Here is a 25,995-nt window from a genome sequence, read left to right as displayed (position 1 = left end):
GCTCCGGTCCGTCGTCCGATCAACGAGTTGCGGCAAACTCCTTGTCGGACTTGGCCGCGTCGGGATGGCTACCGATCCAGTCGATCAGGATCGGGCTGGCGATGTAGATCGTGCTGTAGGTACCGCTCAGGAAGCCGACGACCAAGGCAAAGGCGAATCCATGCAGGCCTTCGCCACCCATGATGTAGAGGATGAACACGACGAGCCAGGCGGTGAACGACGTGAGAATCGTCCGGCTCAACGTCTGGTTGATGGCGTCGTTGAGCATCTTCATCGTCAGGTGCGGAGTCTTCCCCTTCAACTCACGGATCCGGTCGAAGATGACGATCGTGTCGTTGACCGAGAACCCGATCAAGGTCAAGAACGCCGCGATCATCGGCAGGTCGATCTTGAACGGTTCGATGAGGAGATACTCGCGAACGCCTGGAATCTGGGCGACCCAGTAGCTCGCGGCCACGGCCCCCAAGGTGAACAACACGTCGTGAACGACCGCGAGCACCGCTGCGAGCCCGTAGATCAGCGACTTAAACCGGAACCAGAGGTAGGCGATGATGATCAACCAACTGGCGACCGTGGCGATCAAGGCCAGGGTACGCGTCTCGCTGGCCACCGTCCCTCCGAAGTTCGTGATCCGCTCGAAGAGCATGTCACGGTTGTCCTGAAGTGCGGCGGCCAGCGTTTTGAGTTCCTTCTCCGCCACGTCGGGTTCAAGATCCGTGCGAAGGATCATCGTCTTGGGATCCTCGCCACGCTTGGCCCCGAGGATTTCGAACCGCGATGTCGGGTTCGCGATCTTGTCCTTGGCCAGAACATCATTGGCGAAGATCGTGGACACAACCTGGGCAGGCGGGAGTGAGCCGTTGAACGTAATCGTATTGAACTTGAGCTCGTACTGCCTACCGTCGGCAAACCGGTCGACAACCGCCGTCTTCGACGCGTCGGTCGGAGCCGGAGCCGGAGCCGCCGCCGCGACAATCGGCTTGCTCGGGCCAAAGGTCATCGTCACCCGCTCGAGACTCTTGCCGAACGCCTTGAGGATCGTGTCCTTGACGTGATTCGGGTTCTGCTCGGTGGTACGGATGTTGAATCGATTGAACGTCTTGGCTTGGCCGACCTTCAAGCTTTCCACCGTCACGTCGGGCAGCACGCCGGCTTTTTCGCGGACGAAGTTCGACCGAGCCGAATCGGAAAGCGACTTGACGTCGGGATCCTCTTCGTTGAGGCGGATCGTAACCAGGGTACCGCCCGTGAAGTCGATGTTGTACATGCTCTGACCGCGGAGAAAGGTCGCGCCCAGGCCGAGGACGATCAGGATTGTGGACACCGCCATGCAATAGTGGCGCGGGCTGATGAAGTCGAAGTTCGACTTGTCCATCAGCTTCATCATGGTCAGCTTCTTGATCCAACCTTGCTGGTAGAAGATCTCGAAGATGACGCGCGAGACGAAGACCGCCGTGAACAGGTTCCAGAGCATGCCGATGATCATCGTCAAGGCAAAGCCCTTCACCTCTTCCGTACCAACGATCCAGAGCACGAGGCTCGAGAGCAAGTTGGTCACGTGCGAGTCGAAGATCGTCACCCAGGCGCGGTTGAAGCCGTTGCGGATCTGCTGGGCCAGACTGGCTCCACGCTCCTTTTCCTCACGCATGCGCTCGAACACGAGCACGTTGGCATCGACCGCCATACCGATCGTCAACGCGAGGCCGGCGAGACCCGGCAACGAGAACGTCGACTGCATGAAGGCCATCGAGCCAATTAACAAGATCATGTTGAGAACGAGCGCGAAGACAGCGACCACACCGGCGAACCGGTAGTACACGACCATGAAGATCGGCACAACCAGCATCGAAACCCAGAGGGCGCGAACCCCCTTGGCGATCGTATCCTCACCCAAGGTCGGTCCCACCTTCTCCTCTTGGAGCGGGTTGGGGTTCAGGCTCGCCGGCAGGCTGCCTTCCTGGAGGATCCGGATCAGGTAGTCGACTTCCTTGGGTCGGAACCCTTGTCCTCCGCCTTCGATGATCCCTGACTCGCGGATCTCGGAGTTGATCGAGGGGGCCGACATAACCAGGTTGTCGAGGAGAATCGCCAGTTGATACTTGAACGCGTCCCCTTCCTCGGGGAGGTGCTCCCGAGTCAACTGGCCGAACTTTCTCGCCCCTTCGCGCTTGAAGACGAACCCGACGGCGGGCTGGAGTCGTTCGTCCTGGGTGGCATAGGCGCGGGACAGATAGCGGCCGGTCACATCCTGACGATCGATGTTGACGAGGATCGATCGTTCGATGAGTCCGGGCCCGATTCGGTCCTCGCGAATGATCGGGTCGGCGGGGCGGGGACTGTTCGGATCGCCGGCTTGGATGCTGCTCGGGTTATAATCAATGCGATATGCGGAGATCGAACGCAGGCCGTGTGGGTTGGCCAAGTAGATCTCGTTGGACGTGTTGCGGTCGATCTTGACCGGAACCGTTTGTTCGTTGCCGGACGCGTCCTTGCCGGTCAGTACGATTTCGATCCCGGCGTACCGGTTCTTCTTCCAGTCTTGGCTAACATCGGTGATCGTCGTGTCGGTGAAGGTGGGATTGGTTCCCGTGGCCACCTCGCCCAACCGCGCCCATTTGAACCGGGCGGGCGGCCGGGTCCGACCATTGGGGCCGAGTGCCCGTTCGGTGGCGGCCTGATCGTGTTTCCGATTCGCGAGGATCCGGAACTCGAGCGCGCCGACGTCGGTCAGCAACCGTTTCACCTCATCGACGTCCTCATCGGCGGGGAGGATGATTTCCAGCCGATTGCTGCCGATCTTGCGGATCGGGATTTCTTTGACCCCCTGGGGATCGACGCGATGCTTGAGCGCCGAGATCAACTCGTCCATGTTGAAGTTGGACGTCAAATTCTCTTTGACGGCTTCGTAGACGAGGATCGTTCCGCCGGAGAGGTCGATTCCCAGCTTCAACTTTTCCGATGGCGGCCACATCGCCAGCAAGCCCGCGAACGTAAAGCTCGCGATCACGCCAATCTTGAGGTGGAGCTTATGCCCCACGGCCAAGCCGTACAAGGCATAGAGGACGCTGAGAAACAGAGAGGCGGCGATGACGTAGCCGATCGCTAACATTGCGAATTCCTAACGGCTAAAGGCAAGGTCGTTTCGAAGATTAAAATGAGAGGCATTCCGCATCGGCCGAGACGACCGGCCATTCTTCGAACGTTGGGCTGCGTACCGACCGTCGGTCGAAATCGAGGAGAATGTCTCTCAGGCGGAATCCGCGGATTTCTCGGTCGTGGGCTCAATCAGACGTCCCACGACCGACTTGCTGAAGGTCAGCTTGACTCCACGATCGTCATCGACGCGCAAGACGATCCGATCTTGGTCGGGGTCAATCGAGGAGACGGTGGCGTAGAGCCCACCGGTCGTGATGATCTTGTCGTTCTTCTTCAGCGAGGCGATCATCTGCCGTCGTTTCTTTTCTAACTGCTGTGGGGGCCGAATCAGGAGGAAATAGCCCCAGAGGACGAAGATGAGCACGTAAGGCAGAAGATTCAGGGTGCTCGAGACCCCATCTTTGGGGTTGGCAGCGGCAGGCCCCTGGGCAAAGAGCAATGGGATCGCGGCAAGCAAAGAGGGCATTGATTAGGTCCGTGGAATCGCGGGTGAAGATCGTGAGCGGTCGATGCGCCGGATCAGTCGTAGGCTCCGACGTACGAGCCCACCCCCCCTCACCAGCAATCTAACCGCTATGGTCCCAGTGCTTCAAGAACTTCCAGCCTGAATTGGACGAATCGCTCCTCGGTAATCGCCTCGCGAATCTGCCGGGTCAAGCGATGCAGGTAAGCCACGTTGTGGATCGACGCCAGGATTGGGCCGAGCATCTCCTTCGCCATGAACAGATGACGCAGGTAGGCGCGGCTGAAATTCCGGCAGGCGAAGCAGTCGCATCCCTCCTCGACCGGTCCGGGATCGAGCCGGTGCGCGGCGTTGCGAAGCTTGACTTGGCCCGAACCCGTGAGGCAGGTTGCATTTCGGCCGTTCCGAGTGGGCAGGACGCAATCGAACATGTCGATGCCGGTCGCCACGGCGTCGAGAATGTCTTGAGGTCGTCCCACCCCCATCAGGTAGCGGGGCCGATCCTCGGGAAGCCAGGGCGTCGTCACGCGCAAGGCCTCGCGCACCTGCTCGCGGCTCTCTCCGACGCTCACTCCACCGACGGCATAGCCGTCGAAATCAAGGGCGACGAGTGCCTCCGCGCATTCGCCGCGGAGGTCGGCGTGGCTCCCCCCTTGCACGATCCCGAACAGGGCTTGATCGCGTCGTGTATGCGCCTCCTTGCAACGCCGGGCCCAGCGCACGGTCCGTCCGACCGCGCTGGCGATCGTTTCCTTGGACGCGGGGAGCGCCGGGCACTCGTCGAAGCACATCGCCACGTCCGCGCCGAGCGCTTCCTGAATCTTGACCGCCGACTCGGGGGAGAGCTCGAGCAAACGCCCGTCGATGTGCGACCGAAACGCGACCCCGGCTTCGGTGATTTTCGAGCGCGCGGCGAGGCTGAAGACTTGAAACCCCCCCGAATCCGTCAGGATCGGGCCGTCCCACCCCATGAACCGATGGAGTCCCCCGAGTTGAGCCACCACCGCTTCACCAGGCCGGAGGGCAAGGTGATAGGTGTTGGCCAGAAGCATGGAGGTGCCCGTGGCGCGGAGTTGGTCGGGGGTCAGTCCTTTCACGGTCGCTTGCGTGCCGACCGGCATAAATGCCGGCGTTTCCACGGAACCGTGAGGCGTGACTAATCGACCCCGCCGTGCCAAAGAGGCGGGGTCGCGGTGCAAAACCTGGAATTCAACCGGTCGTGACAACGGCGCGACTTACTCGTTCTTGAGTTTCAGGTTGAACTCGGTCAGCTTCTCGCGGACCTCGTTGAGTGAGGTGACGCCGAAGTTCTTGCACTCCATCAACTCGTCGCCGGTGTGAATGATCAACTCGCCGACAGTCTGAATCCCAAGCTTGGTCATGCACTTGCGTGCTCTGACCGAGAGGTTGAGATCGTTGATGGACTTCGCCAGAAGCGCCTTCTCCTCCTGGGAAAGCTCTTCGATCGGCTCGGCCCGCAAGTCGTTGGTGGTCCGCTCGCCCCCTTCGAGTGCCATCCCGAGCCGGAGACCTTTGGAGGTCATCATCTCCTTGATTTCGGAGAGCGAGGTCTCGCCGAAGTTCTTGCTCGCGAGCAAGGCGGCCTCGGTCGTCCGGGTCAAGTCGCCCAGCGTCCGGATGTTCATCTTCCGCAGGCAGTTTCGACTCCGGACGGAGAGCTCGAAGTCGGTGACCGGAATCTCGAGGAGCTGCTTCAGCACGGTAAATCCGCGCTCGGCTTCCTCGTCGTAATACATATCCTTGCTGGCGCGGCAATCTTTGAAGAAGAGCCGAGCACGCGGGTGGTTCGGGTCGAACGCAAGCACCTGGCGGTAGCAGGCTTCGGCCTCGCGGAACCGCATCTCATCCTCGTAGAGTACCCCGAGGTTGATCAAGGCGGCCAACGGGACCGGAGGACGCTGGGTGCACCGTTTGTAATACTCGACGGCCGTCTCGTCGTTGCCGAAGAGGTCGTTGATGTAGGCCAGCTCGAACAAGGCGCCGGTATGATCGCGATCGAGGCTGAGTGCCTTCTCGAACTCGACCGACGCGTCGGCCAGCTCGCCGTCGGCCGCCAGCAGACTACCGCGCTGATAGTGGTATTCGGCCGAGCTTCCGTCCAGCTTTTCGAGCCCGGCAAGGATCGCCTGCGCCTCTTCGACGTGTCCCCCGCGTCTCAGGGCTCCGGCACGGTGGAGGTCGGCTTGCTTGGTGTCGTACCCGGCAGCCGAGGCGGCGGCAAACGCCAGGGCGGCGTCCGACCAGCGCTGGAGATTCGCCAGAGCAATTCCACGATGGAAGTGAGCCAGACCGACGTCGCCAGCCTTGTTGAGTTGCTCCAGCCCCTTCGTGTAACGACCGAGCAGGACCTCGCCCAAGCCCACCCGCAGGTAGATGTCGGGCTTCATATCCTCCTTCTCGCGCTCTTTCATGGCCGCGACGGCGTCACGGAGCGTCCGATATCGCGAGGGGTCCCGACCGAGGACCTCGCGCAAGTCGGCCACGGCCGAGTGGTCAAAAGGTTGGCGATCCAGGAGCGCCCTCACGTCGGTGGTCATTAACTCGGCCATCCGTCTCACTCTCCCTCAGCCATGGGCATGCCCACAGACGATTCATCTGGCTCACGATGTCCCACCGATCGCCCCACTCGAAATCACGAGTGGGCAGAATGTCTCGGCCCGGAACCGGTCGGAGGCAAACCGTAGATTGTAATCATCGGCGCGGCGTTTGCAAGCTTAACGCCTGCTCAAATCGAGCGAGTGGCACCGGAAATGCCAAACCTGCCTGCTCCGGATATCGGCCTCGCCTGAACAGCTACGGGGTAACCGGCAGATCGCTCAAGATCAGCTTCGTCGGGTCGACCACCACGTGGCGGATTCGGGTACGGTTCGAGGTATAGGTCACATGCACGAGGCCGTCGGCAGCCTGGATCACGGCGGGATAAGAATATTCACCGGGTTGCGCTTCGAGAATCAAGGCGGAGCGCCAGGCTTGGCCATCTTCGGAGACCGCGACATTCAGCGGGCTGCGGCCACGACGGGTGTGGTTGTACACAAGAAGCTGACGTCCGTCGGCGAGCGTCACGCCGTCGATCCCCGAGTTGGGGTTGGGCAGTGTGGTCGCGGCGAGTTCGCTCCAGGTCTTGCCCTGATCCGACGACCAGGATTCCACCACTTTGGCCTGCTTGGTGCGGGAGAGCGCTTGCAAGCGACCATCGCGATAGGTCAAGAGCGTGGGTTGAATCGCGCCGAAGGTGACACCGTCATTGATCGGACCGATCAGTTCCCAATGGAGGCCGAGGTCGGAGGTGCGTTCGAAGAAGACCCTCCACCCATGGTCTTCCGTGCTCGACGGACAGAGTAGATCCCCCTGGGACAACTGGATCGGCTTGTTCTTGATCGGGCCCAAGAAGGGGGCAGGCAATCGGCGCGGGGCCGACCAGGTTTGCCCCGCATCGTCGGAGGTCGTGAGCATCCCCCACCAGTCCGAGGGGGAAGGGCCTACCTTGTAGAAGAGGAGCAGCGGCCCCTTCTTGGGTTGGAACAGCACGGGGTTCCAGCACGGGTAGCGCTTGTCCCCGTCGATTCCGTTGGCCACTTCGACCGGCTTGGTCCAGGTCTTGCCGTCATGGCTGGCGACCCAGATTCCCACGTCCGGTTTCCCCTCGTCGGTCCCGCCGAACCAGGACGCGACGAGCCGTCCGTTCGACTCGGCGATCGTCGACGCATGACACTTCGGAAAGGAAGCCGATTCGTAAATGAATTCCGATTTAACGACGCCGGGTTGCTCAGGCTGGGCGTCGGCTCCGAACGTCGCGGACCGACTCCCGGTGAACCCCGCCGCGATGGATACGACGGTCAAGGCATATCGGAGCTTGAGAGGCAACATGGCTTTGACGTCCTCGGCCGCAACCTGAATCGTTCGGTCATCGTCCTCGACTCGCCGTCGAGGCAAGTCCTCGACCGTCATTGAAGCAGATGGGTAAGCCCTGGGAAAGGAGGCGGCTCGCTCGTTTCACCCCAAACTCGAAGCTTCGGCACCGGCGAGACGGGCGCGAGTTATGGGAACGCCCGCCTCACCGTGTTCCCGCACTACGGCTGGGTGTCGCCCGCCTTCGCCGGATCGGCCGCCGTCTCCTTGAGTACGGGCAGGCGTTTCTTGGGAATGCAAAGCGCCATCGAGCCGGCGACGGTGACCACTTCGTACTTCCCTTGGTAGCCGATCAAGAGATGCGCGGCCCAGTCTTCCAACTGATAGTCGCGAACGAGCCAATCGACCATGTCGCTGGTGGCCATTTTGAGACCGTTGTCGAGCGCGCTCGCGAACTCGGCCTGCGAGCCGATGCTGATGATCTCGTCGGCGGTCTCGACGCGCGGGCCGGAGAGCTTGACCCCTTTCTTGACCTGAACCACAAACTCCAGGTCCATGGTGGTTTCGATCCCGGTGCCGGTCGACTCACCGTCCCCTTGCAAGGCATGACCGTCGCCGACGAACAGGAGGCCCCCCGGGTGGTTGACCGGCAAGTAGACCGTGGCGCCCTCGCCGATCTTGTTGTAATCGAGGTTCCCCCCGTAAGAACCGGACGGGCCCGACGTGGGGGCGAAGTCTCCGGCCGCGGCGACCCCAATGCAGCCGAGCATCGGCTGAGCGGGAAACTCCATCGTCAGTTTTTTGCTGATCGGCTCGCGGAGCCGAACCGTCTTTCGCGTGAGGTCAAGATCCCAAGGCACGAGATTCGATCGCCCCTTGCGGACCAGGTCGAGCTTGTAGCTCGACGAGTAAACGTGCTCGACGTGTTCCGGGGTCAGTGAGAACAAGCCGAGCCGGAACCCCGACCAGCCCCAGTCTCGATTCATGGCCAACTTGGTGATCGTCACCGCCAGCGCATCTCCCGGTTCGGCCCCTTCGACAAAGAATGGGCCATTGAGCGGGTTGTACGGCTCGTGGCGTTGCACCCCTTTTTCGTCCTGCCCGCCCGAGTCGAGCGTCCGGGTCGAAACCGCCTCCCCCGGCTTGATCCGGCTCAGCACCGGGTGTGCGTGGGAAAAGGTTCGATAGTACGTCTTGGGGATGATCGGCGCCGCCTGCGCGGGTAAGGCCGGAGCGAGAAGGGTTGCGAGTGCGAGGCTGAGCATCAATTCAACTCCGTGCTGAAGCCAGGTCAGTGAGGGTGCCCGTCGTCTTCGCCTCGAAATGCTATCGAAGTCCCTCGGTCTCATCCATGGCGAAAAGTGGGTCGGCGATGCCGCTTATCTTGGCGGAACAGGACTCCGTCCATGAGGTCTCCTTGTGTGCAGGCATTCCGATTCTGGGGTGAAGCGGTTTGCACAATGGGAGTGGTCCGTTGACTGGAAATCACCACTATGTCTTAAATTGAAATGCCTATTTCCTTGATGCTTAAGCGATTGGAGTCGAAACATGGATTTGATCATTGCACTTTTCCAGGCATATTCGGCGGTGAAAGACGTCGCCCTTGTCTCCGGAAGCGTCTCGGATTGGGTCGTCGATGTTGTCAGTAAATGGAGTCTCAGGAACTCGACCGAGAAGATCGAAAGGCAGGTCGGGAAGATCGCGACCGTGACCGATGCCGACATCCGTCGGGCTGCTGCGGAGGCATTTCTCAACAACTCGCACTCCAGAATCCCGGAAGCAAAACGCGAAGAGTTGATTGGCATGATGCTCAACATGGCCCGCAACGTCCGGCAGCGGAGTGCTTGCGGTCCGATGGATAGCAGCTACTTCAGGAGCGAACGGCTCCTTGAGTTACTGCTCCTTGGTGTAGAGCCGATCCGGCATCAGGGCGAGTCGGTGGCGCCAGGCTCGCCCTGGGTTCTCCGCCGCCACCTGGGAATGGGCAGCTTCGGTGAAGTCTGGATGGCTGAAAATCGTGGCTATCCCACACCTCGGGCGTTCAAGTTTTTTACGAATGATCGATCGGGAGAATGGCTCCGCCGCGAACAGAACAGTCTGGTGGCGATCTTGAAACGCCTCGGGGAGCACGACCATATCGTCGACTTCGAGGACGTTCAGACCGAGGACTGTGAGTACCCCTATCTGGCGCTTGAGTATCTCGGCGGCGGCTCACTCGAAGAGTGGATCGTCAAGGATCGAGCCCAACGTCCCCGCTTGGAGCCGCACGAGATCATCCGTCAGGTCGTATCGGGCCTGGCCGCCGCTCACGCCAAGGAGATCGCGCACCGTGACATTAAGCCGGCCAACATTCTCCTGACCGAAGGAGCCGATCCCCGAATCAAGATCGGTGACTTCGGCCTGGCCAAGGTCGTGGATTCAAAACGTGACGGCGGCTCGCAACTTGCCTCACTCGTCGGCGTGGTCGGAACCGGCCTTTATCTGCCGCCGGAGGCCCAGCAGCGGGGTGCGAAGCGGAAAGCGACCCAGGATGATGTCTTTGCCCTGGGCGTTGTTTGGTATCAGCTCGTGGTCGGCGCAATCGAACGACCACCGTACGACTTTGCCGAGCGACTCCGATCGAAGGAGCTCGATTCGCATTCGATCGGCCTGATCGAACGCTGTCTGGCCCACCCCGACCGACGCTTCGTCGATGCCCGCGAGGTCGAGGCCGCCTTGACGGATGTTGTACCACCCATCAGGGATTACCTCCATGGGGATCCTGACGTCCAGCACCTGGCACGCGAGTATCTGTCGACGCTTTCGCGCTGAGGAACAACGCGGGCCGGGTTTTCATGCTCGGCCCGATGTCAGGGTCCCATGCTCGGTCACGCCTGACAGCGAAGCGTTCGCTCCAGTTCGGCCTGGGGAACGTACGGGCTTTGCAGCCGAAGGAGTTCACCCCCCTTTTTCCAGAAGAGGTCGCCGCGGCCGAGCAAGTTCTCGGCGTCGGGCGTACCCAGGATCAGGTCGCTCCCAGCTTTCGACGCCACCCGCAACGCGATCCGACCGGGGAGATTTTCCCGCAGAAGCGGAGTAATCACGTCTTTATCGGGCCGCTGGGTTGAGAGAATGAGATGGATGCCGGCCGCCCTGGCCATGGCGCCGATCCGTTTCAAGAGAGCGGTGACGACCTTCTTCGATTCCTTGTCTTCAAGGAAGCTGGCGAACTCGTCGATAATCACGACGATTCTGGGCAAAAGCTCAGGGGGCAGTTCGGACACGTTGGCGAGCTTTTTCTCCTCAAGGATCCGGTAGCGTCGATCCATCTCGGCCATGCATTCTTCGATCCGCGGCAGGGCCTCATCCAGGCCGTAAGCCACGGGAAACTTCAGGAAGGGGCTCGCCCCTTGAAGGTTGAACGTGACGCGCTTGGGGTCGATCAGCACGAATTGCAATCGCTCCGGCTCGAGCCGTGCGGCAAGCGTGGCGATCGTTGCGCGAAGGAACTCGCTCTTGCCACTTCCGGTGGTTCCCGCCACCAGGAGGTGGCAATCCGACGGGTCGGCCAGGTTCAGCCAGTGGGCCTGCCCGGTCACATCCTGCCCCACGGGGAAGGCTGGCATTCCGTCCAAGCGACGGGGCGGATCGCTCAGCGCAGCCGCGAGTGAGACGACCGCGCGGTCGGGCCGCTGAACATCAATGCTGATGCAACCGGCCTGCGAGCCGACGATCGGCACGACTTCCAGGCCCAGCGAGATCCGCAGGTCGACCGCCTTGTTGCAGACGCCCTTGAAGTTGGTCTTTCCCACCGGCCGGACCCGAAGCCGCGCAAAAGTCGGGCCGACTTCAAAGCCGTCCGGCTCCACCCCCTGCCCCAGCAGATTCAGCTTCTTCACGGCCCCGGCCAACTTCTTCTCGGCCCAGGAACCCAATAATTCTGCTGCGACGGGATTGGGAACCGGGAGGATGGCCGTTTCTGATTTGGCGGGGGCGACCACCGCGACCACCTCCCCGACTTCCGCCACGGCTACGGCAGAGCCGGGGGCGGGAACGGGCTGGGGCACGAAGAACGCCGTGGCGGAAGCCGACGTCGGACTCATTCTGCTTACTGGTCGCTTCCAGTGGCCGAGCAATTTGAAGAGATCCAGGTTGTCGATCACCCCCGTCCTGATCACCAGGTCCCGGCAGTCTTCCGCCGAAAGGGTCAAATTGTTGAGGACGAGTTCCCTGGCGTTGGCCCGATCAAGGAGCGTGGCCAGGCACTCGGTCGCTTGATAGGTGAGCGGGTAGTCTTCGAGCGGCATGACCCGGAGCTTGCCCTGACTTTGACGGGCCTCGAAGGCGGCCCGAGTTCCCGCCCCCAGGCCGAGATCGCGCTTCGGGTGAATGAGCAACGCACCCGCAATCGGATCGGCCGACGAATCAAAGAGTGCTTTAAAATAATGGCCAAAGCTTCGCGACGCTTCCACCTTGGTTAAAGCCACGACGACGCTCTGGGATGCTTCCCCTGGTCCCGCTGCAAGGCTAATTGTCGCCCCAGGGCGCCGCGTTGTAGCGGTCGCCTTGACCGCTTTGTCGCGGACATCGACGATTCGCACCCCACCGAATTCGCGCATTCGCTGGGCCGACTGCGCGAGCTTCAAGGCTTCGAAGACTCCGCGATAAAGCCGATCCTCGGGGAGATTCTCCGCGGAGCGATCGGGGTCCTGACGGATCGAATCAATCTCCCGGTTCCATTCCTGGAGAAAGAGCAGGGTCGGATCAACAGCTTCGCTACGACTGGAAAGATGAATCTCCGTTTCGTGGCCTTCTTCGATCCAACCGTCGAACCTCCGACCGCATTCCTGGATCAGGGAGCGAGGTGTCGGCACGGCTTCGCGGACCAGTTGCACGATCGACGCTTCGTTGAACGGCCAGGATGCAGACTTATGGCCGTTCCTTCCGGACCAAGCAGCCATGCGACTTTTGATCAGTTGGACGGCTTGTTCAGGCTTGAGATCATCGAGCAAGAAGGAAGGTCGTTTGACCCTCATTTTGAAAGCAGAGAATGTGTTTTTGTAGAACTTCTCCCACTGATCCTCAAAACAACTGAGGACGATCTGGACGGGGACCGCTTGCAGTAAATCCATCAAGGACGAACTCAGTCGATTTGTGGCATTAACGTTATTCCCTATGAGAATTCCTTCGACTTGATCGCAGCAAATCATCATCGGCTTATCATGCCCGAAGATCGCGGGGATGGCTTCAAGGACTTCCAGTGCGGTCGGGCCCACTTCACCGAGGCCGAGCACGTTTCGTTCCGCATCGGGCAAGTCCTGACCTTGAAGCCAGCGCCGCGCGTTGACCGACCAGGGCGAGGGGGCCCAGCCCAAGGCCAGAGCGCGGACAATCCCCGCGTCGTGCGGCAAGATTTGGAGGAGCGAATCGGCCAGTTTCAGAAACGGTCCCAGCGTTTTCACCTGGCGGACAACCTCGAGCACGGCCTCGGGCAACTCATCGAGTCGACGCTGCATCGGCTCGTGCCGGGCCGCCAGGGTTGGCGGAAGGTCGGCGAAGTAATTCGCAAACGCGGGTCGGCAGAGTCGGCCTAGAGCCATTTCGAGTGGTGAGTATTGATCGGCGGAAACCCGAAAGAGAGCATCGACGACGTGCCAGCGAATGTGATCGAGCGGGGCGGTTTCTTCCTCGAAGGCCGGAACGAAGACGAAAAAGACTTCCCTGTCCACCAGATGGGCGATCCGCCCGAAGAGGTGCGTCTTGCCGTATCCAGGGGGACCCGTCATGGTGGCGATCATCTGGCCGGGATCGGGTTCCCGACGGCCCCGGAGGTGGCTGACCTCTTCGACCAGCCATTTTGTGATTCCCTGATTCAACTCCGGGACATCCCACTCCGGGCGAAAGTTCCGGCTGCTGTTCAGACGACTTTCGCGAAACGGATTCTCGGCAGCCATCGACCAGCTCCTAGCGGGTGACAATATAGAAGATCGTCTCGTTCATGCCTGGGATCGAGTCATCCAGCTCTTTTTGGGTGGCGTCGCGGTTATCACTGATCGCGATCAGTCGCAGTTGGCCCTCGCTGCGCATCTGTTTGATTAGCGGGTCAAACGACGGATGTCCGGCAGCCTCAGCACCGTGATGCTCGGCGACGAGGCGACGGACCTCGTGGATCGGGATCAGGTCTTTGCCTGAGTAGAGATCCGCCTGAAGCTGGGTGATGTAAGCCACGATGGCGTCCGGTCCGAGCGGACGGGAATTCGTGGGTGATGCCGGCTTGGCCACCTGGGGTACCTGCAATTCCAAGGGGCTTGGCGTCGCCTGACGGGCCGCGGCGATGAGGGCGTTGAGCGTCTCGCCGGTCATCGTAAAGCTGACCCCGTCGTGCTGTTTGACGGCCGCGAGTGCCCTGGCACCTTCCTCTCGGTTCAAGCGGTAGCTCACTGAGACGCCGCGTCGCTCTTCGACAAGCGAGCCCTTTTCGACGAGTGCGGCGAGATGATAGGCCACGGTCACGGGGGCCGCTTTGACATCGAACTCGAGTTGGCCCATCGCGGCTCGTGTCTTGAGCTTGCCGTTGAGTTCGGATCGTGTCAGCTTCTGTTCCTTTGCCCGGAAGACCTGGAGCAGGATGAACGCCTCCTGGGTTTGCAACTGCTCGTCGGCGAGATCCGGCCTGGCCGGCCGGAGGAAATGCCTCCCCTTGTCCGTCAGACGATAGGCGGCATTCGGGCGAGGATGGGGGCCGTCTTTCGCACCACCACTGACCGTGATCAAGCCTTTTTCGAGAAGGTCGATCAATGTCTGATCCGCATCGGCCTCGGCTTCCGGCCCACTCTTGGATGCCATTTTGAGCTTCTTCTTGATTTCACCGGCCGACAGACGCCCGTCAGTAGGCCTCTCAAAGTGCCGGAGTAACGTGGATTGGCGAGCCTCGATCACAGTATCAGCCATGGACTCTCCTTATCAAAGCCTGTGGAATTCGCGTCGATCTTAACCGGATAAATTTCAAGAATCCATGATGCGGCGTTCCCGTGTCCGATTCGTGGCTCGAGCGAATCCTCGAGCCTCGCGATCAGATAAATAGATCATGGAATGGGAACGCGTTTCGGCCCGTTTACGGATCTGGAGGCGGGAAGGATCGAATCGACGGAGATCGCCGTTGAGTCAGACGCTCGACACGGATTGCAATTTGGCGGCGATCGATTCGACGAGAAAGCCTGGCGGTACCGCTTTCAGCGGTTCTGGTTCGCAATGCACCCGTGCGCCACCCGAAGGTAAACCGCTGGAGGCACAGGGACGATTTATCATTGTGTCGCGGCGGCGATTGGCATTGTTCCCGCATTCGCTGGCGTGAGCGAACACGATTTTGGAGGTGCGATGACGCTCCCGACGCGAGGGCAATCGCGTCTCACGAAAAAGAGCGTTGCAAATGCCGCGATTGGTCTTACGATCAAAGGACGAGCAAACCTCTCTCGAAACGAACACCCCGTACGAGCCGGAGTCCCATGCGAATGTCTTGGCGAACCAGTCTGAAGTGCATGACGTTGCTAGCCTTGTTCGCGGGAGTCCCCGCGATCGCCCTGGCTGCGGATTCCGAATGGACCGAGTTGACCGGTGAGCGAAATTTCGCCTCGTGGAGAGGGCCGGCGGGCGATTGGTTTGTTGCGGGTAATGCGATCTTGGACCCCGCGAATCCCAAGCGACTCAAAGGGGAGCCCGGTTCCGGGGTCATCATCAACGGAGCGACGGGCAAGACTAAAAACCTGATCACCAAGGAAGAGTACGGCGACGTCGAGGTGCACCTCGAGTTTGTCGTGCCCAAGGGATCCAACTCGGGGATCAAACTCGAGGGCGTTTATGAAGTTCAAATCTTCGATAGCTGGGGGGTCAAAACTCCCAAGGGAAGTGACAATGGGGGGATTTATCCCCGTTCTGAACTTGAACCCAAGTATCATCATATTGATGAAGGCTATGCGCCCCGAGTGAATGCCTCGCTCCCTCCCGGCGAGTGGCAGACGCTCGACTTGATTTTCCAGGCGCCTCGATTTGACGGTGACGGGAAGAAGGTCGCCAACGCTCGATTCCTTAAAGTCACGCTCAACGGCAAGGTTGTCCACGACGACCTCGAGGTCCCCACTCCCACGGGCAACAATTGGACCAAGAAGGAAAAGGCCAAGGGACCGATCCTGCTCCAGGCCGATCACGGGCCGGTTGCCCTCCGCAACATTCGCGTTCGAGCCCGTTAACCCGTCGGCTCCCGTTTGAACGCGGATCGAAGAGGGACCTCCGGTGGATTGTCCCTCTTCGTTTTGCGTTCGCTCCGTCCTCAAGGAAGTGCGCGGCGCCAGGCCAAGGCGCGCTCCTTGAGCCGTTTCGCGACTTCGGGATGTTGGGCGGCAACGTTCGTCGTTTCGCGGGGGTCGGTCGCAAGGTCGTAAAGGGCTTCGCGAGTTCCGTCGGCATTGACGAGCAGCTTCCAGTTCGCGTCACGCACGGCGACGTTCGGGCTGCGATCTCCCTTGCGTTTCGGATAAGCGAAGGCTTTTTCGTTCCGGCCATACTCCCAGAAGAGGAGATTCTTTCGATCGGGCTGGGACTCGCCCCGAAGCGCCTTCGAGCGGTCCTCACCGTCGAAGGACAGATCCAGGGGCAACGGAGACTTGGCCAATCGGCAGAATGTGGGGAGTAAGTCCACGGCCGAGATCAGGGTTGTCTCATCGACGCGCCCGGCGGGAACCGAGCCCGGCCATCGAGCGATGAACGGGAGGCGAATCCCCCCTTCGTAGAGGCTCATCTTGCTGCCGCGAAGGCCCACGGTGCGGTCCCCGTCGAACGTGGGCAGCGGGCCGTTGTCGCTGGCGAAGATCACGAGCGTCTTCTCATCGAGATGGAGTGATTTCAGGCCGTCGAGTAGTCGGCCCACTTGCCTGTCGTTCTCGATCATCACTTCACGGAGGTTGCCGACGCTGTTTTCTTGGCCCGCGGTCACTGAAGGAATCCAAGGGGTGTGCGGGTCGTCGAGCCAGAGGTTGATAAAACAGGGCTTGGCCTTGTTCCGGTCCAGGAAATCGAGCGTCTTGTCGACGACGAAGGCCGTGCGATCCCACCGCTTGACCTTGTCCTTGGGGGACCAGATCCAGTTTGTGGCCGTGATGTCGGGATGGGGCTCGGGGCTCTCCCAGGTTCCCGCGTGCTCGTCATACCCGTAAGCGGCGAATTTAGGCGGGGCGATGACGTCTCGGCCGCCGCCGAGATGCCACTTGCCGAAATGGGCCGTGGCATAACCCGCCCCTTTGAGCAGGCGAGGCAATGAGGGGGCGTTGGGGTCGAGAAAATCGGCCTGCTCGCAGGCGCGATTGCCCGCTTTGGTTTGCAAGTAACTGGTGATCCTCCACCGCGCGGGGAAGCTTCCCGTGATAACGCCGCACCGCGATGGGGAACAGATCGGCGAGGCCGAATAGTACTGGGTAAACCGCGTCCCTTCCTTGGCCATCCGATCAATGTTCGGCGTGGGGACGATCTTACCCCCGTAGCAACCGAGGTCGCCTGGGCCGAGATCGTCCGCGTAGACGAAGATGATGTTCGGCGGGTTCGCCGCGGCTGTCGGCGAGGGATCGACTTCTACAACACAGGATGCCGCCAGCGCGGTCAGCCAGAACAGTGGGTTCACGAGTTCGCTCCGACTCCGAGGGGCACACCAATGCGAAGGACTCAATACAAAAGACGCTGACGCTGCCTGCTTGCGAGATCGATTCCTAGCTAAGGATCAACACCCAGGAAACGACCGCCGTCGACTCGGTAGGACGCGCCCGTGGCGAAGTTCGTCCCGTCCAAGAGGTAGAGGATGAGCCGATTCAGATCCCCCGGAGTGCCCACGCGCCTCAAGGGGGTCAAGGCGACAACGGCATCACGATCGGCCTCGGAAAAGTCGGGCGGAGGGTCGATCATCGCGGGTTGGACCAGGTTCACGAGGATATGCGGGGCGAGTTCCTTGGCGAGGGCAAGCGTCATTGTGGTCAGCCCCCCCTTGGCCACGAGGTACGGTAGATAGTGTTGGTAGGGCCGGTCGGTGGACCAGTCGCCGACGCTGATGATCCGTCCCTTGATGCCGTCGTCCCCTTCTTGGGTGAGCATCTGCTTGGCGGCGAAGACCGAGGTATGGTAGGGGGCGGCCAGGTTCGCGGCGATCATCGCGTCGAAGTCGGTGGGCATGACACTGGCGAACGGGGTCCGGCGGTAGACGCTCGCCATATTCACTAGCGAATCGAGCCGACCGAACTGGTCCACGACCTCGTGGACGGCGCGCTCGGCCTCGACGGCGCGGGACAGGTCGGCCCCCACCGCGAGCCCGTTCGCTCCACGGGACTGAAGTTCGCTGACAGTCGCATCGATCGTTGCGCGGCTGGTATGGTAGGTCATCGCCACGGCGGCCCCTCGATCGGCCAGCATTCGTGCGAGTTCGCTGCCGACGCGCCGTCCTCCCGTGATCAGGACCACTTTGCCGGTCAAGCTCATGCTCCCCTCCAGACGATTTCGGCGACGCCCGCGCGATGATTGACGACCCGGGCCAGGACGAACAGCAGGTCGCTCAGTCGATTGAGATAGATGATCAGCGCCGAGGGAACGGCTTCGCCGGGATGACGGGCGAGTGCAATCACTCGGCGTTCGGCGCGGCGGCAGATCGTCCGTGCCAGATGGATCTGGGCAGCCGGGGCGGCTCCTCCCGGCAAAATGAACTGGGTCAACGGGGTCACCTCGGTCTCGAGGGCATCAATGATCTGCTCGAGAGCGGTCCCATGGTCGGCTTTGATGACCGAGTGATAAGGACCCGTGGGGCTGGGGTCGGCGAGCGCGGAGCCGAGCAGGAACAAGTCATTTTGAAGTTGACCGACCAGGGAGTCGGCCGCGGCGTCGAGTCCGACGGCTCTCGCGACGCCAAGCGCGGCGTTTAACTCGTCGATTGTCCCGTAGGCCTCGATCCGGAGGTCGTCCTTGAAGAGACGGCCGCTACCCAAGATTCCCGTGCGCCCGTCGTCACCCGTTTTCGTATAAATCTTCACCGGCGAACCTTTCGGCTCCAGGTTGGCGGAGGCATTGGCGATCCTTTGTCCACGACTTATACTAGGCGAGTCGCGTCGCATCGGGAAGCCGGCGCGGGCTTGAACGCGTTGACTCCCCATTCGTGCTTGACGGAGCTCGTCCCCGATGTTCTTCCTGCTGACGCTGACCGCTCTCCTGGGCGCCGAGCCGGCCGCGCCTCCCGCGGAGGTCGCCGCTCACGAGGCCAAGCACCTCAAGAACATCCGCCAACTCACCTTCGGCTTCTCGAAGGCGGGCGAAGGCTATTTCCGGCCCGATGGAAAAGCGGTCATTTTTCAAGCGGCGAAACCGGGCGAGGATGACTACCAGATCTACACGCTCGACCTCGAGCCCGGGGCCAAGCCGTTGATGGTCAGTACGGGTAAAGGCAAGTGTACGTGTAGCTATTATCATCCTGACGGCAAGTCGATCCTATTCGCATCCACCCACCTCGACCCGGCGCTTGCCGATGCGGAGAAGGCGGAGACGAAGTCGGCCAAGAAGCCCGCCTACAGCCGGAGCGAGCGCTATCGCTGGGACTTTGATCCGGCCATGGACATCTTCCGGGCCAATCTCGATGGTTCGAACCTCGTTCGCCTGACCGATACCCCGGGATACGATGCCGAGGGGAGCTACTCGGCCGACGGCAAACAGATCATCTTCACCTCGTACCGAGACGCGGGCGATGCCGAGATCTACGTGATGGACGCCGACGGTAAGAACCCGCGACGAATCACGAACAAAGAAGGTTACGACGGCGGTCCTTTCTTTGCACCCGACGGCAAAACAATCGTCTATCGAAGCGACCGGAAGAAGAACGACCTGCTGCAACTCTTCGTCAATACGCCCGCCGGTGACGAAGAGCGGGCCTTGACCAATAATGACGCGGTCAACTGGGGCCCCTACTTCTTCAAGGACAGCCGTCATCTCGTTTACTCGACTAGCCTGCACGGCCATCAGAACTACGAGATCTACTGGATGGACAGCCAGACCGGGGATCAGGAGCGTCTGACCTATCGTGACGGCTTCGACGGCTTGCCCGTTTTCAGCAATGACGGCCAAAAAATGATGTGGACGTCGAAGGGACGAACCGCGGATAACACCAGCCAGCTCTTTATCGCCGACTTCGTCGCACCGACAGCCTCATCAACCGCAAAGTAAGACTCTCCGCCCCTTTTTCGAACTGAGGAATTTTGATTCATGAATGCGAAGGATGTCATTCGTTGCACGCTCGGTCATAGCGACCTGATTCTCAAGAGCTACGTCAACGACCTAGACGACGCGGAACTCCAGCTCAGCCCTCTGGAAGGGATGAACTGCATCGCCTGGCAGCTTGGCCACCTCATTTCTTCTGAGCGTGGCATGGTCGAAGGGGTCAAACCGGGGTCGTGCCCCCCGCTTCCTGCCGGCTTCGATGAGAATCACGGCAAGAATAAGGGACAGACGGACAATTCGGCGAACTATCTCTCGAAAAGTGAATACCTCGCCTTGCTCGAAGCGCAGCGCGAGGCGACGAAGGCCGTGCTCGATGGCCTGAGCGACGAGGAACTCGATGCGCCCGCGCCCGAACGGATGCAACGGATGTGTCCCACGGTCGGCTCCGTGATGCTCTTGACAGGAAATCATGTCCTGATGCACCTCGGGCAGTTCGTGGCCGTGCGTCGTAAGCTGAACAAACCGGTCGTGATTTAACGAAAGCCTGATTATCGTGGGATCTGTCCCTGTTGAAATCCTTCGGGCGGTCGATGCGATCGACCTGCCCGACCTCGACTGGGCTGCCCGAGCGGCGTCACGACAAGCCCGTCTGACGATGCCGCCGGGTAGCCTTGGCCGCTTGCTTGAGTTGGGTCGGCAACTCGCCTCGCTCCAACACACGGACAGGCCGATCGGCGAGCCCGCCCTGGTGGCGGTCTTCGCCGCCGATCATGGTGTCGCGGCCAGCGGTGTCAGCGCCTATCCTTCTGAAGTGACCGGTCAGATGGTCGCCAACTACCTTAACGGTGGTGCGGCGGTCAACGTGCTGGCACGTCGGGCCGGGGCAACGGTACGGGTGGTCGACCTGGGGGTAGCTTCGCTTCCCCAAGAGCTGGCGGGGCACGAGAAGCTGGAATCCCACCCGATTGCCGCAGGAACCCGGAACTTTTTACTTGAACCCGCCATGACCCGAGACCAGGCCTATCAAGCGGTGCTGGTCGGGATCCGGCTCGCCGAACAATGGGTCAGGCGCGACCAGTTTCGCGTGGTCGCGCTCGGTGAAATGGGGATTGGCAATACCACCGCCTCGTCGGCCCTTCTGGCGGCCTTGACCCGGTCGCCCGTCGATCGCGTCGTGGGGCGAGGCACCGGCCTGGATGACGAGGGATACCTGAGAAAATGCCGAGTGATCGATGAGTCGCTCGCGCTCCACGGCCGGCAAATTGCCGACATCTGGGACTTGCTGGCCCGCCTTGGCGGATTCGAGATCCTCGGCCTGGCCGGCCTTGCCCTCGGGGCGGCCCGCCACCGCGCTTTGATCGTGCTGGACGGACTGATCAGCACCGTGGCCGGGCTCATTGCCGTCCGTCTCTGCCCTTCGATCCAGCCTTTTCTGGTCGCCTCCCACGTCAGTCCGGAACCAGGGCATCGAATTGCCCTGGCGGAGCTCGGGATTACGCCGCTTCTCGACCTCGGCCTCCGTCTGGGCGAAGGGTCAGGTGCGGTGCTCGCACTTCCGATCATCGCTTCGGCCGCGGATCTGCTCCGCGATATGGCAACCTTCGATTCCGCCGGGATCTCCGGTCCCGCATGATTGGCTTCGCGGAATCTCACGCTCGGGGAGAACGGCCTGATGCCTCTTGACCCGCAGGCCCAAGAATTTCTGGAGCGGTTGCGTCGGTCGCGGATGCCAAGCCTGGAGCGGTTGCCGCTCCCGCTGGCGCGAACGGCGTTCGCGACCACAATTCCGCTGGCCGGACCTCGTGAGGAGGTCGCCAGCGTCGAGGACCGGCCCATTCCAGGGAATCTCACGGTCCGAATCTACACCCCCAACGCCCCCAAGGAAAACGGGCCCAGACCCGCGCTCGTTTACTTTCATGGGGGTGGTTGGGTCGTCGGCAGTCTGGACACGGTCGACAACCCCTGTCGTCAACTGGCCAACGCGGCCGGCTGCACGGTGATCTCGGTCGCCTACCGGCTCGCCCCCGAACACAAATTTCCGATCCCCGTGGAAGACTGCTATCTGGCGACGCGATACGTCGCCGAGCATGCGGCCGAATTCCACGTCGATCCAGCGAAGATCGCCGTTGGGGGCGATAGCGCGGGGGGCAACCTCGCGGCCGCGGTGACCATGCTCGCACGCGATCGCGGTGGTCCGGCGCTCGCGTTCCAACTGCTCATCTATCCGGCGACGGACGCAGCGCTCGACACGCCGTCCCACCGAGAGTTCGCAAAAGGCTTCATGCTGACGCGATCCGAAATTCAATGGTTCATGCGTCATTATCTCGTTCGCCCCGAAGAGGGCGGAAACCCGCTGGTCTCGATCCTCAAGGCCAAGACCCTGCGAGGCCTTCCGCCCGCTTGCGTGATCACGGCGGAGTTCGACCCGCTTCGCGACGAAGGCGAAGCGTACGCCGCTCGGTTACGGGAGTTTTCGGTCCCGGTAGACTCCAGGCGATTCGACGGAATGATCCATGGTTTCTTCCAGATGTCTGGCATCATGGATCAAGGCAAGACCGCCATTCAGCATGCCGCCAACGCTTTGAAGGCCGCCTGGACATGACGTCTCGAAGGAATATTCCGGAATGCCCCAGGTTCTGATCGACAACCTTGACGACCCTCGAATCGCCAAGTACCGCAACCTCAAACGCACGAACCAGACGCGCGACGACGATCAATTCGTGGTCGAGGGCGAAAAGCTCCTCGAGCGATTAGTCGAGAGCACCTTCCCGCTGGCGTCGGTCCTGGCGACCGAACGGCACGCGCCTCGGGTCGAGGCGATCATTCCCGCCGACGTCCCTTTTTATGTCGTCTCTTTTGACCTGATCAGCGTGATCGTCGGTTTCAACTTTCACCGCGGCGTGCTCGCCTGCGGGTTGCGACGTCCCTGGCCCGACCTGGCGGAGATTGTCGGTCCGTCGAACCGTTCGACGATCGTCGTCTGTCCCGAGTTGAACAACCCGGAAAACCTGGGGACGATCGTTCGGATCGGCGACGTGTTCGGCGTCGATGCGGTGCTTGTCGGTGGTTCCTGTCCGGACCCACTCTCGCGCCGGGTGCTGCGCGTGTCGATGGGCACCTCGCTCCACTTGCCTGTGATCGTTCGGGAGGATCTGGACTCCGAGTTGAATCGGCTCCGTTCGGACTGGGGATTCGAGTTGATGGCCACGGTCGTCGATCCGCTCGCCGAATCGTTCGACTCGATTCAACGCCCGGAACGGCTCGCCTTGTTCATGGGTAGCGAGAGCGAGGGCCTCGACCCCCACTGGATTCGCCAGTGCCAACGGCAAATCACCATTCCGATGCGCCCCGATGCCGAGTCACTGAACGTGGCCGTCGCGGCTGGAATTTTTCTCTACCACTTCTCCCGGATCAATGGAGCGTCATAGCGTTCCTTTAGGTTTGGTAGGCTGTGCCCACGCCGCAAGACAAAGGCATGCTCTACTTTATAGTATGGGCACGGCGCAGCAAGTGTGAATCGATGGACATACCCAATCGACAAAATTGCAGAATTGTAGATGAGCTTTCTTTTGCAGTCGTCTAGGTCTCATCGGAGTTGATCCACTGGCGACCCTGTGGGGGCATTGCGTGATCGAGGAGCTTGGCGACCAGCCTCTCAGGGTCATCGGAGACGACCAACTGGTCTCGATGCGCGGGCCGAGCGAAGCCTTGAGCGATCGAGTTGTCCAGTAACGCGAGCAGCGGGTCGAAGTAGCCGTCGACGTTCAGGATTCCGATCGGCTTGCGATGCAGGCCGAGCACGGCCCAGGTGATGATTTCGAAGAATTCTTCCAGGGTTCCCACTCCCCCGGGAAGGGTGAGAAATCCGGCTGCACGCTCGGCCATCTTGGCCTTGCGCTCGTGCATCCCCGGCACAACGATCAATTCGGTAACACCTCGGTGAGCCACTTCCTTGGTGGCGAGTGGGTCAGGGATCACGCCCACGACGGGACCGCCGCCGGCCAAGGTTGCGTCGGCAACCACGCCCATCAAGCCCACCCGGCCGCCACCGTAGACCAGGCCCATCCGGTTGGACGCGATCGCGGCGCCGACGCGCTGGGCCGCGTCGGCATAGGCCGGACGCGTGCCCATGGACGAACCGCAGAAGACACAGAGATAAGGACGATCGAAACTCGCGGGCTCAGCTTCTTGCTTTGACAAGTTTTTCCTCGCTGGTGGCGTTCAAGACCAAGCTGAAATAAATCGCCAGGAGAGCGACCGTGTAGAGGAATCCAATCGCGGAACCTGCCAGGAGCGGGACCCGGCTCTGAGGGGCCTCCGATTCATTGACGGCCGCTGGCTCGACTTCGGCCGTTGAGGTTGAGGGAGTGGCGGCCTGGGGGCGGTTCATCGTCAACATACCCACGGCCAGGCCACCCGCGGCGGCGCCGCAGAGGCATACCATTAAGTACATGAGGAAGAAGATCGAGAAGGGATTGACCCGCTTGACCCGCTCGGAAGGCAGACCGAGCAGTGCGTTCATCTTCGAGACTTCATAGATGAGGCCGATTCGGGTCCGCACCAGGATCAAGCCCATGAAGATGCCGATGATGGCGAGTGTGCCGAAGGTGACCGGTAAGCACCAATACTGGAGTGTCTTGAGCGGAATCATCGGCACGACGTCTGCCCGCGCGTTCAAGAGCGCGGACGATGCGGCGAACGAGAGGGAGGCGACGGCCAGGAAGATCCCGACCGATCGATTTCGGTCGGTAATCAGTTGATGGATGGTGCGCGAAATGTGGAGAAATCGGACCTCGGGCGAGAGCGGTTGGTGGGGCGCGGGCTTCCAGCCGGCGGCGACCTCCTCCCCTTCCATCTCGATCTCGGCGAGCCGCCGGTCGACTCCTTCCTCTCCCCCAATGTCCAGTTGGATCCCCTCGGTGTGCTCGTGGATCTTTCGTTCCATGGAGGACGGAGGAGCGGCCGGGGGATTGGTTGCGGCCGGTGGTACGGGGGAGGGATCGCTCATTGGGGTTCGGCTCCTGGACGCGCAAGACGGCGGCACGGGGTTCCACCCGTCAGACACCGGCCGTTATCATGAAGTTCGTCGCCAAGCTCCGCAAGGGTTCCATCATCGAACGCTCTGACCTGAGAGTTGATCCGCGAGGATCCCACTCGGGGAATTCCCAGCCGGTCGCTATGCCGACCGACTGGAATCCTCCGGCGCCGGACACTGGCTCGCGGTCACGCTCGGTGACTGATTCGTGCCGCCGATCATGGCCCAAGCTCTCTTACCAAGGAGTCGTTCACGATGCGCGCCGCCTTCATCGAGAAGACCGGTTCAACCGACGAGATCAAAGTGGGCGATTTGCCCATCCCGACGCCGGGGCCTGGTCAGGTGCTCGTCAAGGTCGGAGCTTCGGCGCTCAATCCGATCGACCTCTACCTCCGGTCCGGCCTGATCGCGATGCCGATGGCTTTCCCCTACATCCTTGGCTGCGACTTCGCCGGGACCGTGGAGCATGTCGATCCCGGCTCGAAGCGAGTCCGGGTCGGCGATCGAGTCTGGGGGTCGAACCAAGGCCTTCTCGGACGGCAGGGCGTGACCTCGGAATTTGTGGTCGTCGACGAAGAATGGTGTTACCCCACGCCCGCTAAATTATCCGATCAAGAAGCCGCGGCTCACGCCATGGTGAGCCTGACCGCGCACCTCGGCCTCTTTCGGTCCGGACGACTCCAGACGGGCGAGACGGTCTACGTCCCCGGCGGCAGCGGCGGCATCGGTTCGATGGTCGTCCAGATGGCCAAGGCCGCCGGCGCTCGCGTAGTCACCTCGGCCGGCAGCCCCGAGAAGCTCGAGCTCTGCAAGTCGCTGGGCGCGGATCTCGCGCTCAACTATAAAACCGACAACATCCCTGAACAACTCCGTGCGTTCGCCCCCGATGGCATCGACGTCTGGTACGAAACCCAGCGCGAACCGAACCTCGAAGTCTCCATCCCCCTGCTCCGCAAACGCGGGCGGATGATCTTGATGGCGGGTCGCGCCGCCCAACCCGTCTTACCGCTAGGTTCGTTCTATCCCCGCGACTGCTCGTTGCTCGGTTTCGCGATGTTCAACGCCACGGCCGAAGAACAGCAACAATGCGCGGCAGACATCAATCGCTGGACCCAAGCCGGCCAGTTGAAGCCGCTGATCGGACGTGTCTTCCCCCTGGCCGAGGCGGCCCAGGCTGAACTTTTCCTCGAACAGAATACGTTGGAGAAAGCCGGAACCCTCTCCGGAAAAGTGGTGATCGCGGTTTCGTCGTGACGAT

At 61.3% G+C, this 25,995-nt stretch carries 21 protein-coding genes; 8 read left to right on the top strand and 13 right to left on the bottom strand.

The genetic code is table 11. The features are described 5' to 3' along the window. Positions 1-19 precede the first annotated feature (19 nt). From secD to BUS42_RS07670, 6 genes are all read right to left on the bottom strand, one after another. Complete coding sequence (gene secD / locus BUS42_RS07695; RefSeq protein ID WP_074306413.1) at positions 20-3,109, bottom strand: protein translocase subunit SecD; 3,090 nt, start codon at positions 3,107-3,109, stop codon at positions 20-22. A gap of 138 nt (positions 3,110-3,247) precedes the next feature. Then, a complete protein-coding gene (gene yajC / locus BUS42_RS07690) occupies positions 3,248-3,622 on the bottom strand; it encodes a preprotein translocase subunit YajC (protein ID WP_074306412.1) in 375 nt (124 codons plus the stop codon). 107 nt (positions 3,623-3,729) lie between these two features. Then, on the bottom strand, positions 3,730-4,845 hold the full coding sequence (gene tgt / locus BUS42_RS07685; protein WP_074306411.1) for a tRNA guanosine(34) transglycosylase Tgt: 1,116 nt from the start codon (positions 4,843-4,845) through the stop codon (positions 3,730-3,732). 9 nt (positions 4,846-4,854) lie between these two features. Beyond that, on the bottom strand, positions 4,855-6,189 hold the full coding sequence (locus BUS42_RS07680; RefSeq protein WP_074306410.1) for a DNA-directed RNA polymerase subunit alpha C-terminal domain-containing protein: 1,335 nt from the start codon (positions 6,187-6,189) through the stop codon (positions 4,855-4,857). Positions 6,190-6,433: 244 nt separating this feature from the next. Further along, positions 6,434-7,507: a sialidase family protein gene (locus BUS42_RS07675; RefSeq protein WP_074310817.1), complete on the bottom strand. Its 1,074-nt coding sequence runs from the start codon at positions 7,505-7,507 to the stop codon at positions 6,434-6,436. A 203-nt stretch (positions 7,508-7,710) separates the two neighbouring features. Beyond that, positions 7,711-8,754 (bottom strand): acetamidase/formamidase family protein, encoded by a 1,044-nt coding sequence (locus BUS42_RS07670; RefSeq protein ID WP_074306409.1) that lies wholly within the window; start codon positions 8,752-8,754, stop codon positions 7,711-7,713. Between the two features lie 283 nt (positions 8,755-9,037). Between BUS42_RS07670 and BUS42_RS07665 the strand changes: the two genes are divergently transcribed. Then, positions 9,038-10,300 (top strand): serine/threonine protein kinase, encoded by a 1,263-nt coding sequence (locus BUS42_RS07665; protein ID WP_074306408.1) that lies wholly within the window; start codon positions 9,038-9,040, stop codon positions 10,298-10,300. Between the two features lie 56 nt (positions 10,301-10,356). On the opposite strand, the gene BUS42_RS07660 is transcribed toward BUS42_RS07665, so the two are convergent. Both BUS42_RS07660 and BUS42_RS07655 read right to left on the bottom strand, forming a co-directional pair. Then, positions 10,357-13,422 carry an FtsK/SpoIIIE domain-containing protein gene (locus tag BUS42_RS07660; RefSeq protein ID WP_074306407.1) on the bottom strand — a complete coding sequence of 1,022 codons (3,066 nt, stop codon included), beginning with the start codon at positions 13,420-13,422 and terminating at the stop codon, positions 10,357-10,359. Positions 13,423-13,432: 10 nt separating this feature from the next. Next, positions 13,433-14,419 (bottom strand): helix-turn-helix domain-containing protein, encoded by a 987-nt coding sequence (locus tag BUS42_RS07655; RefSeq protein ID WP_074306406.1) that lies wholly within the window; start codon positions 14,417-14,419, stop codon positions 13,433-13,435. A gap of 560 nt (positions 14,420-14,979) precedes the next feature. On the opposite strand from BUS42_RS07655, the gene BUS42_RS07645 reads away from it, so the two are divergent. After that, the gene (locus BUS42_RS07645; RefSeq protein ID WP_254053365.1) at positions 14,980-15,714 is read left to right on the top strand and encodes a 3-keto-disaccharide hydrolase; all 735 of its coding nucleotides are present in this window, start codon (positions 14,980-14,982) and stop codon (positions 15,712-15,714) included. A gap of 80 nt (positions 15,715-15,794) precedes the next feature. On the opposite strand, the gene BUS42_RS07640 is transcribed toward BUS42_RS07645, so the two are convergent. The 3 genes from BUS42_RS07640 to BUS42_RS07630 form a co-directional block, all read right to left on the bottom strand. Further along, the gene (locus BUS42_RS07640) at positions 15,795-17,138 is read right to left on the bottom strand and encodes a sulfatase family protein (protein ID WP_074306403.1); all 1,344 of its coding nucleotides are present in this window, start codon (positions 17,136-17,138) and stop codon (positions 15,795-15,797) included. An 89-nt stretch (positions 17,139-17,227) separates the two neighbouring features. Continuing rightward, positions 17,228-17,983, bottom strand: coding sequence for an SDR family NAD(P)-dependent oxidoreductase (locus tag BUS42_RS07635; protein WP_074306402.1), 756 nt, complete (start codon positions 17,981-17,983; stop codon positions 17,228-17,230). Beyond that, on the bottom strand, positions 17,980-18,528 hold the full coding sequence (locus BUS42_RS07630) for a cob(I)yrinic acid a,c-diamide adenosyltransferase (RefSeq protein ID WP_074306401.1): 549 nt from the start codon (positions 18,526-18,528) through the stop codon (positions 17,980-17,982). The genes BUS42_RS07635 and BUS42_RS07630 overlap by 4 nt, the downstream gene beginning before the upstream one ends. Before the next feature lie 145 nt (positions 18,529-18,673). On the opposite strand from BUS42_RS07630, the gene BUS42_RS07625 reads away from it, so the two are divergent. The 5 genes from BUS42_RS07625 to BUS42_RS07605 are packed head-to-tail and all read left to right on the top strand — an operon-like array spanning position 18,674 to position 23,130. Further along, positions 18,674-19,708 carry a TolB family protein gene (locus tag BUS42_RS07625; protein WP_074306400.1) on the top strand — a complete coding sequence of 345 codons (1,035 nt, stop codon included), beginning with the start codon at positions 18,674-18,676 and terminating at the stop codon, positions 19,706-19,708. Between the two features lie 39 nt (positions 19,709-19,747). Next, positions 19,748-20,239 (top strand): DinB family protein, encoded by a 492-nt coding sequence (locus BUS42_RS07620; RefSeq protein ID WP_074306399.1) that lies wholly within the window; start codon positions 19,748-19,750, stop codon positions 20,237-20,239. 16 nt (positions 20,240-20,255) lie between these two features. After that, entirely contained in the window at positions 20,256-21,335 is a 1,080-nt protein-coding gene (cobT, locus tag BUS42_RS07615; RefSeq protein WP_074306398.1) for a nicotinate-nucleotide--dimethylbenzimidazole phosphoribosyltransferase, read from the top strand. Positions 21,336-21,374: 39 nt separating this feature from the next. After that, entirely contained in the window at positions 21,375-22,304 is a 930-nt protein-coding gene (locus tag BUS42_RS07610; protein ID WP_074310815.1) for an alpha/beta hydrolase, read from the top strand. A 22-nt stretch (positions 22,305-22,326) separates the two neighbouring features. Further along, positions 22,327-23,130, top strand: coding sequence for a TrmH family RNA methyltransferase (locus BUS42_RS07605; RefSeq protein ID WP_074306397.1), 804 nt, complete (start codon positions 22,327-22,329; stop codon positions 23,128-23,130). Between the two features lie 151 nt (positions 23,131-23,281). Here the strand turns inward: BUS42_RS07605 and BUS42_RS07600 are convergent, their stop codons facing one another. Then, positions 23,282-23,902, bottom strand: a complete 621-nt coding sequence (locus tag BUS42_RS07600) for an LOG family protein (RefSeq protein WP_074306396.1) — start codon at positions 23,900-23,902, stop codon at positions 23,282-23,284. Further along, positions 23,883-24,710 (bottom strand): hypothetical protein, encoded by an 828-nt coding sequence (locus tag BUS42_RS07595; RefSeq protein ID WP_074306395.1) that lies wholly within the window; start codon positions 24,708-24,710, stop codon positions 23,883-23,885. Before BUS42_RS07595 ends, BUS42_RS07600 begins: the two co-directional genes overlap by 20 nt. 282 nt (positions 24,711-24,992) lie before the next feature. Here BUS42_RS07595 and BUS42_RS07590 point away from each other — a divergent pair, with 282 nt between their 5' ends. Next, a complete protein-coding gene (locus BUS42_RS07590; protein WP_074306394.1) occupies positions 24,993-25,991 on the top strand; it encodes an NADPH:quinone reductase in 999 nt (332 codons plus the stop codon). The last annotated feature ends 4 nt before the right edge of the window (positions 25,992-25,995 follow it).

The sequence above is a fragment of the Singulisphaera sp. GP187 genome, from assembly GCF_900129635.1.
Taxonomy (GTDB): Bacteria; Planctomycetota; Planctomycetia; order Isosphaerales; family Isosphaeraceae; genus Singulisphaera.
Note: the sequence above shows the minus strand (reverse complement) of the source record. Positions and strands in the feature narration are given on the sequence as shown.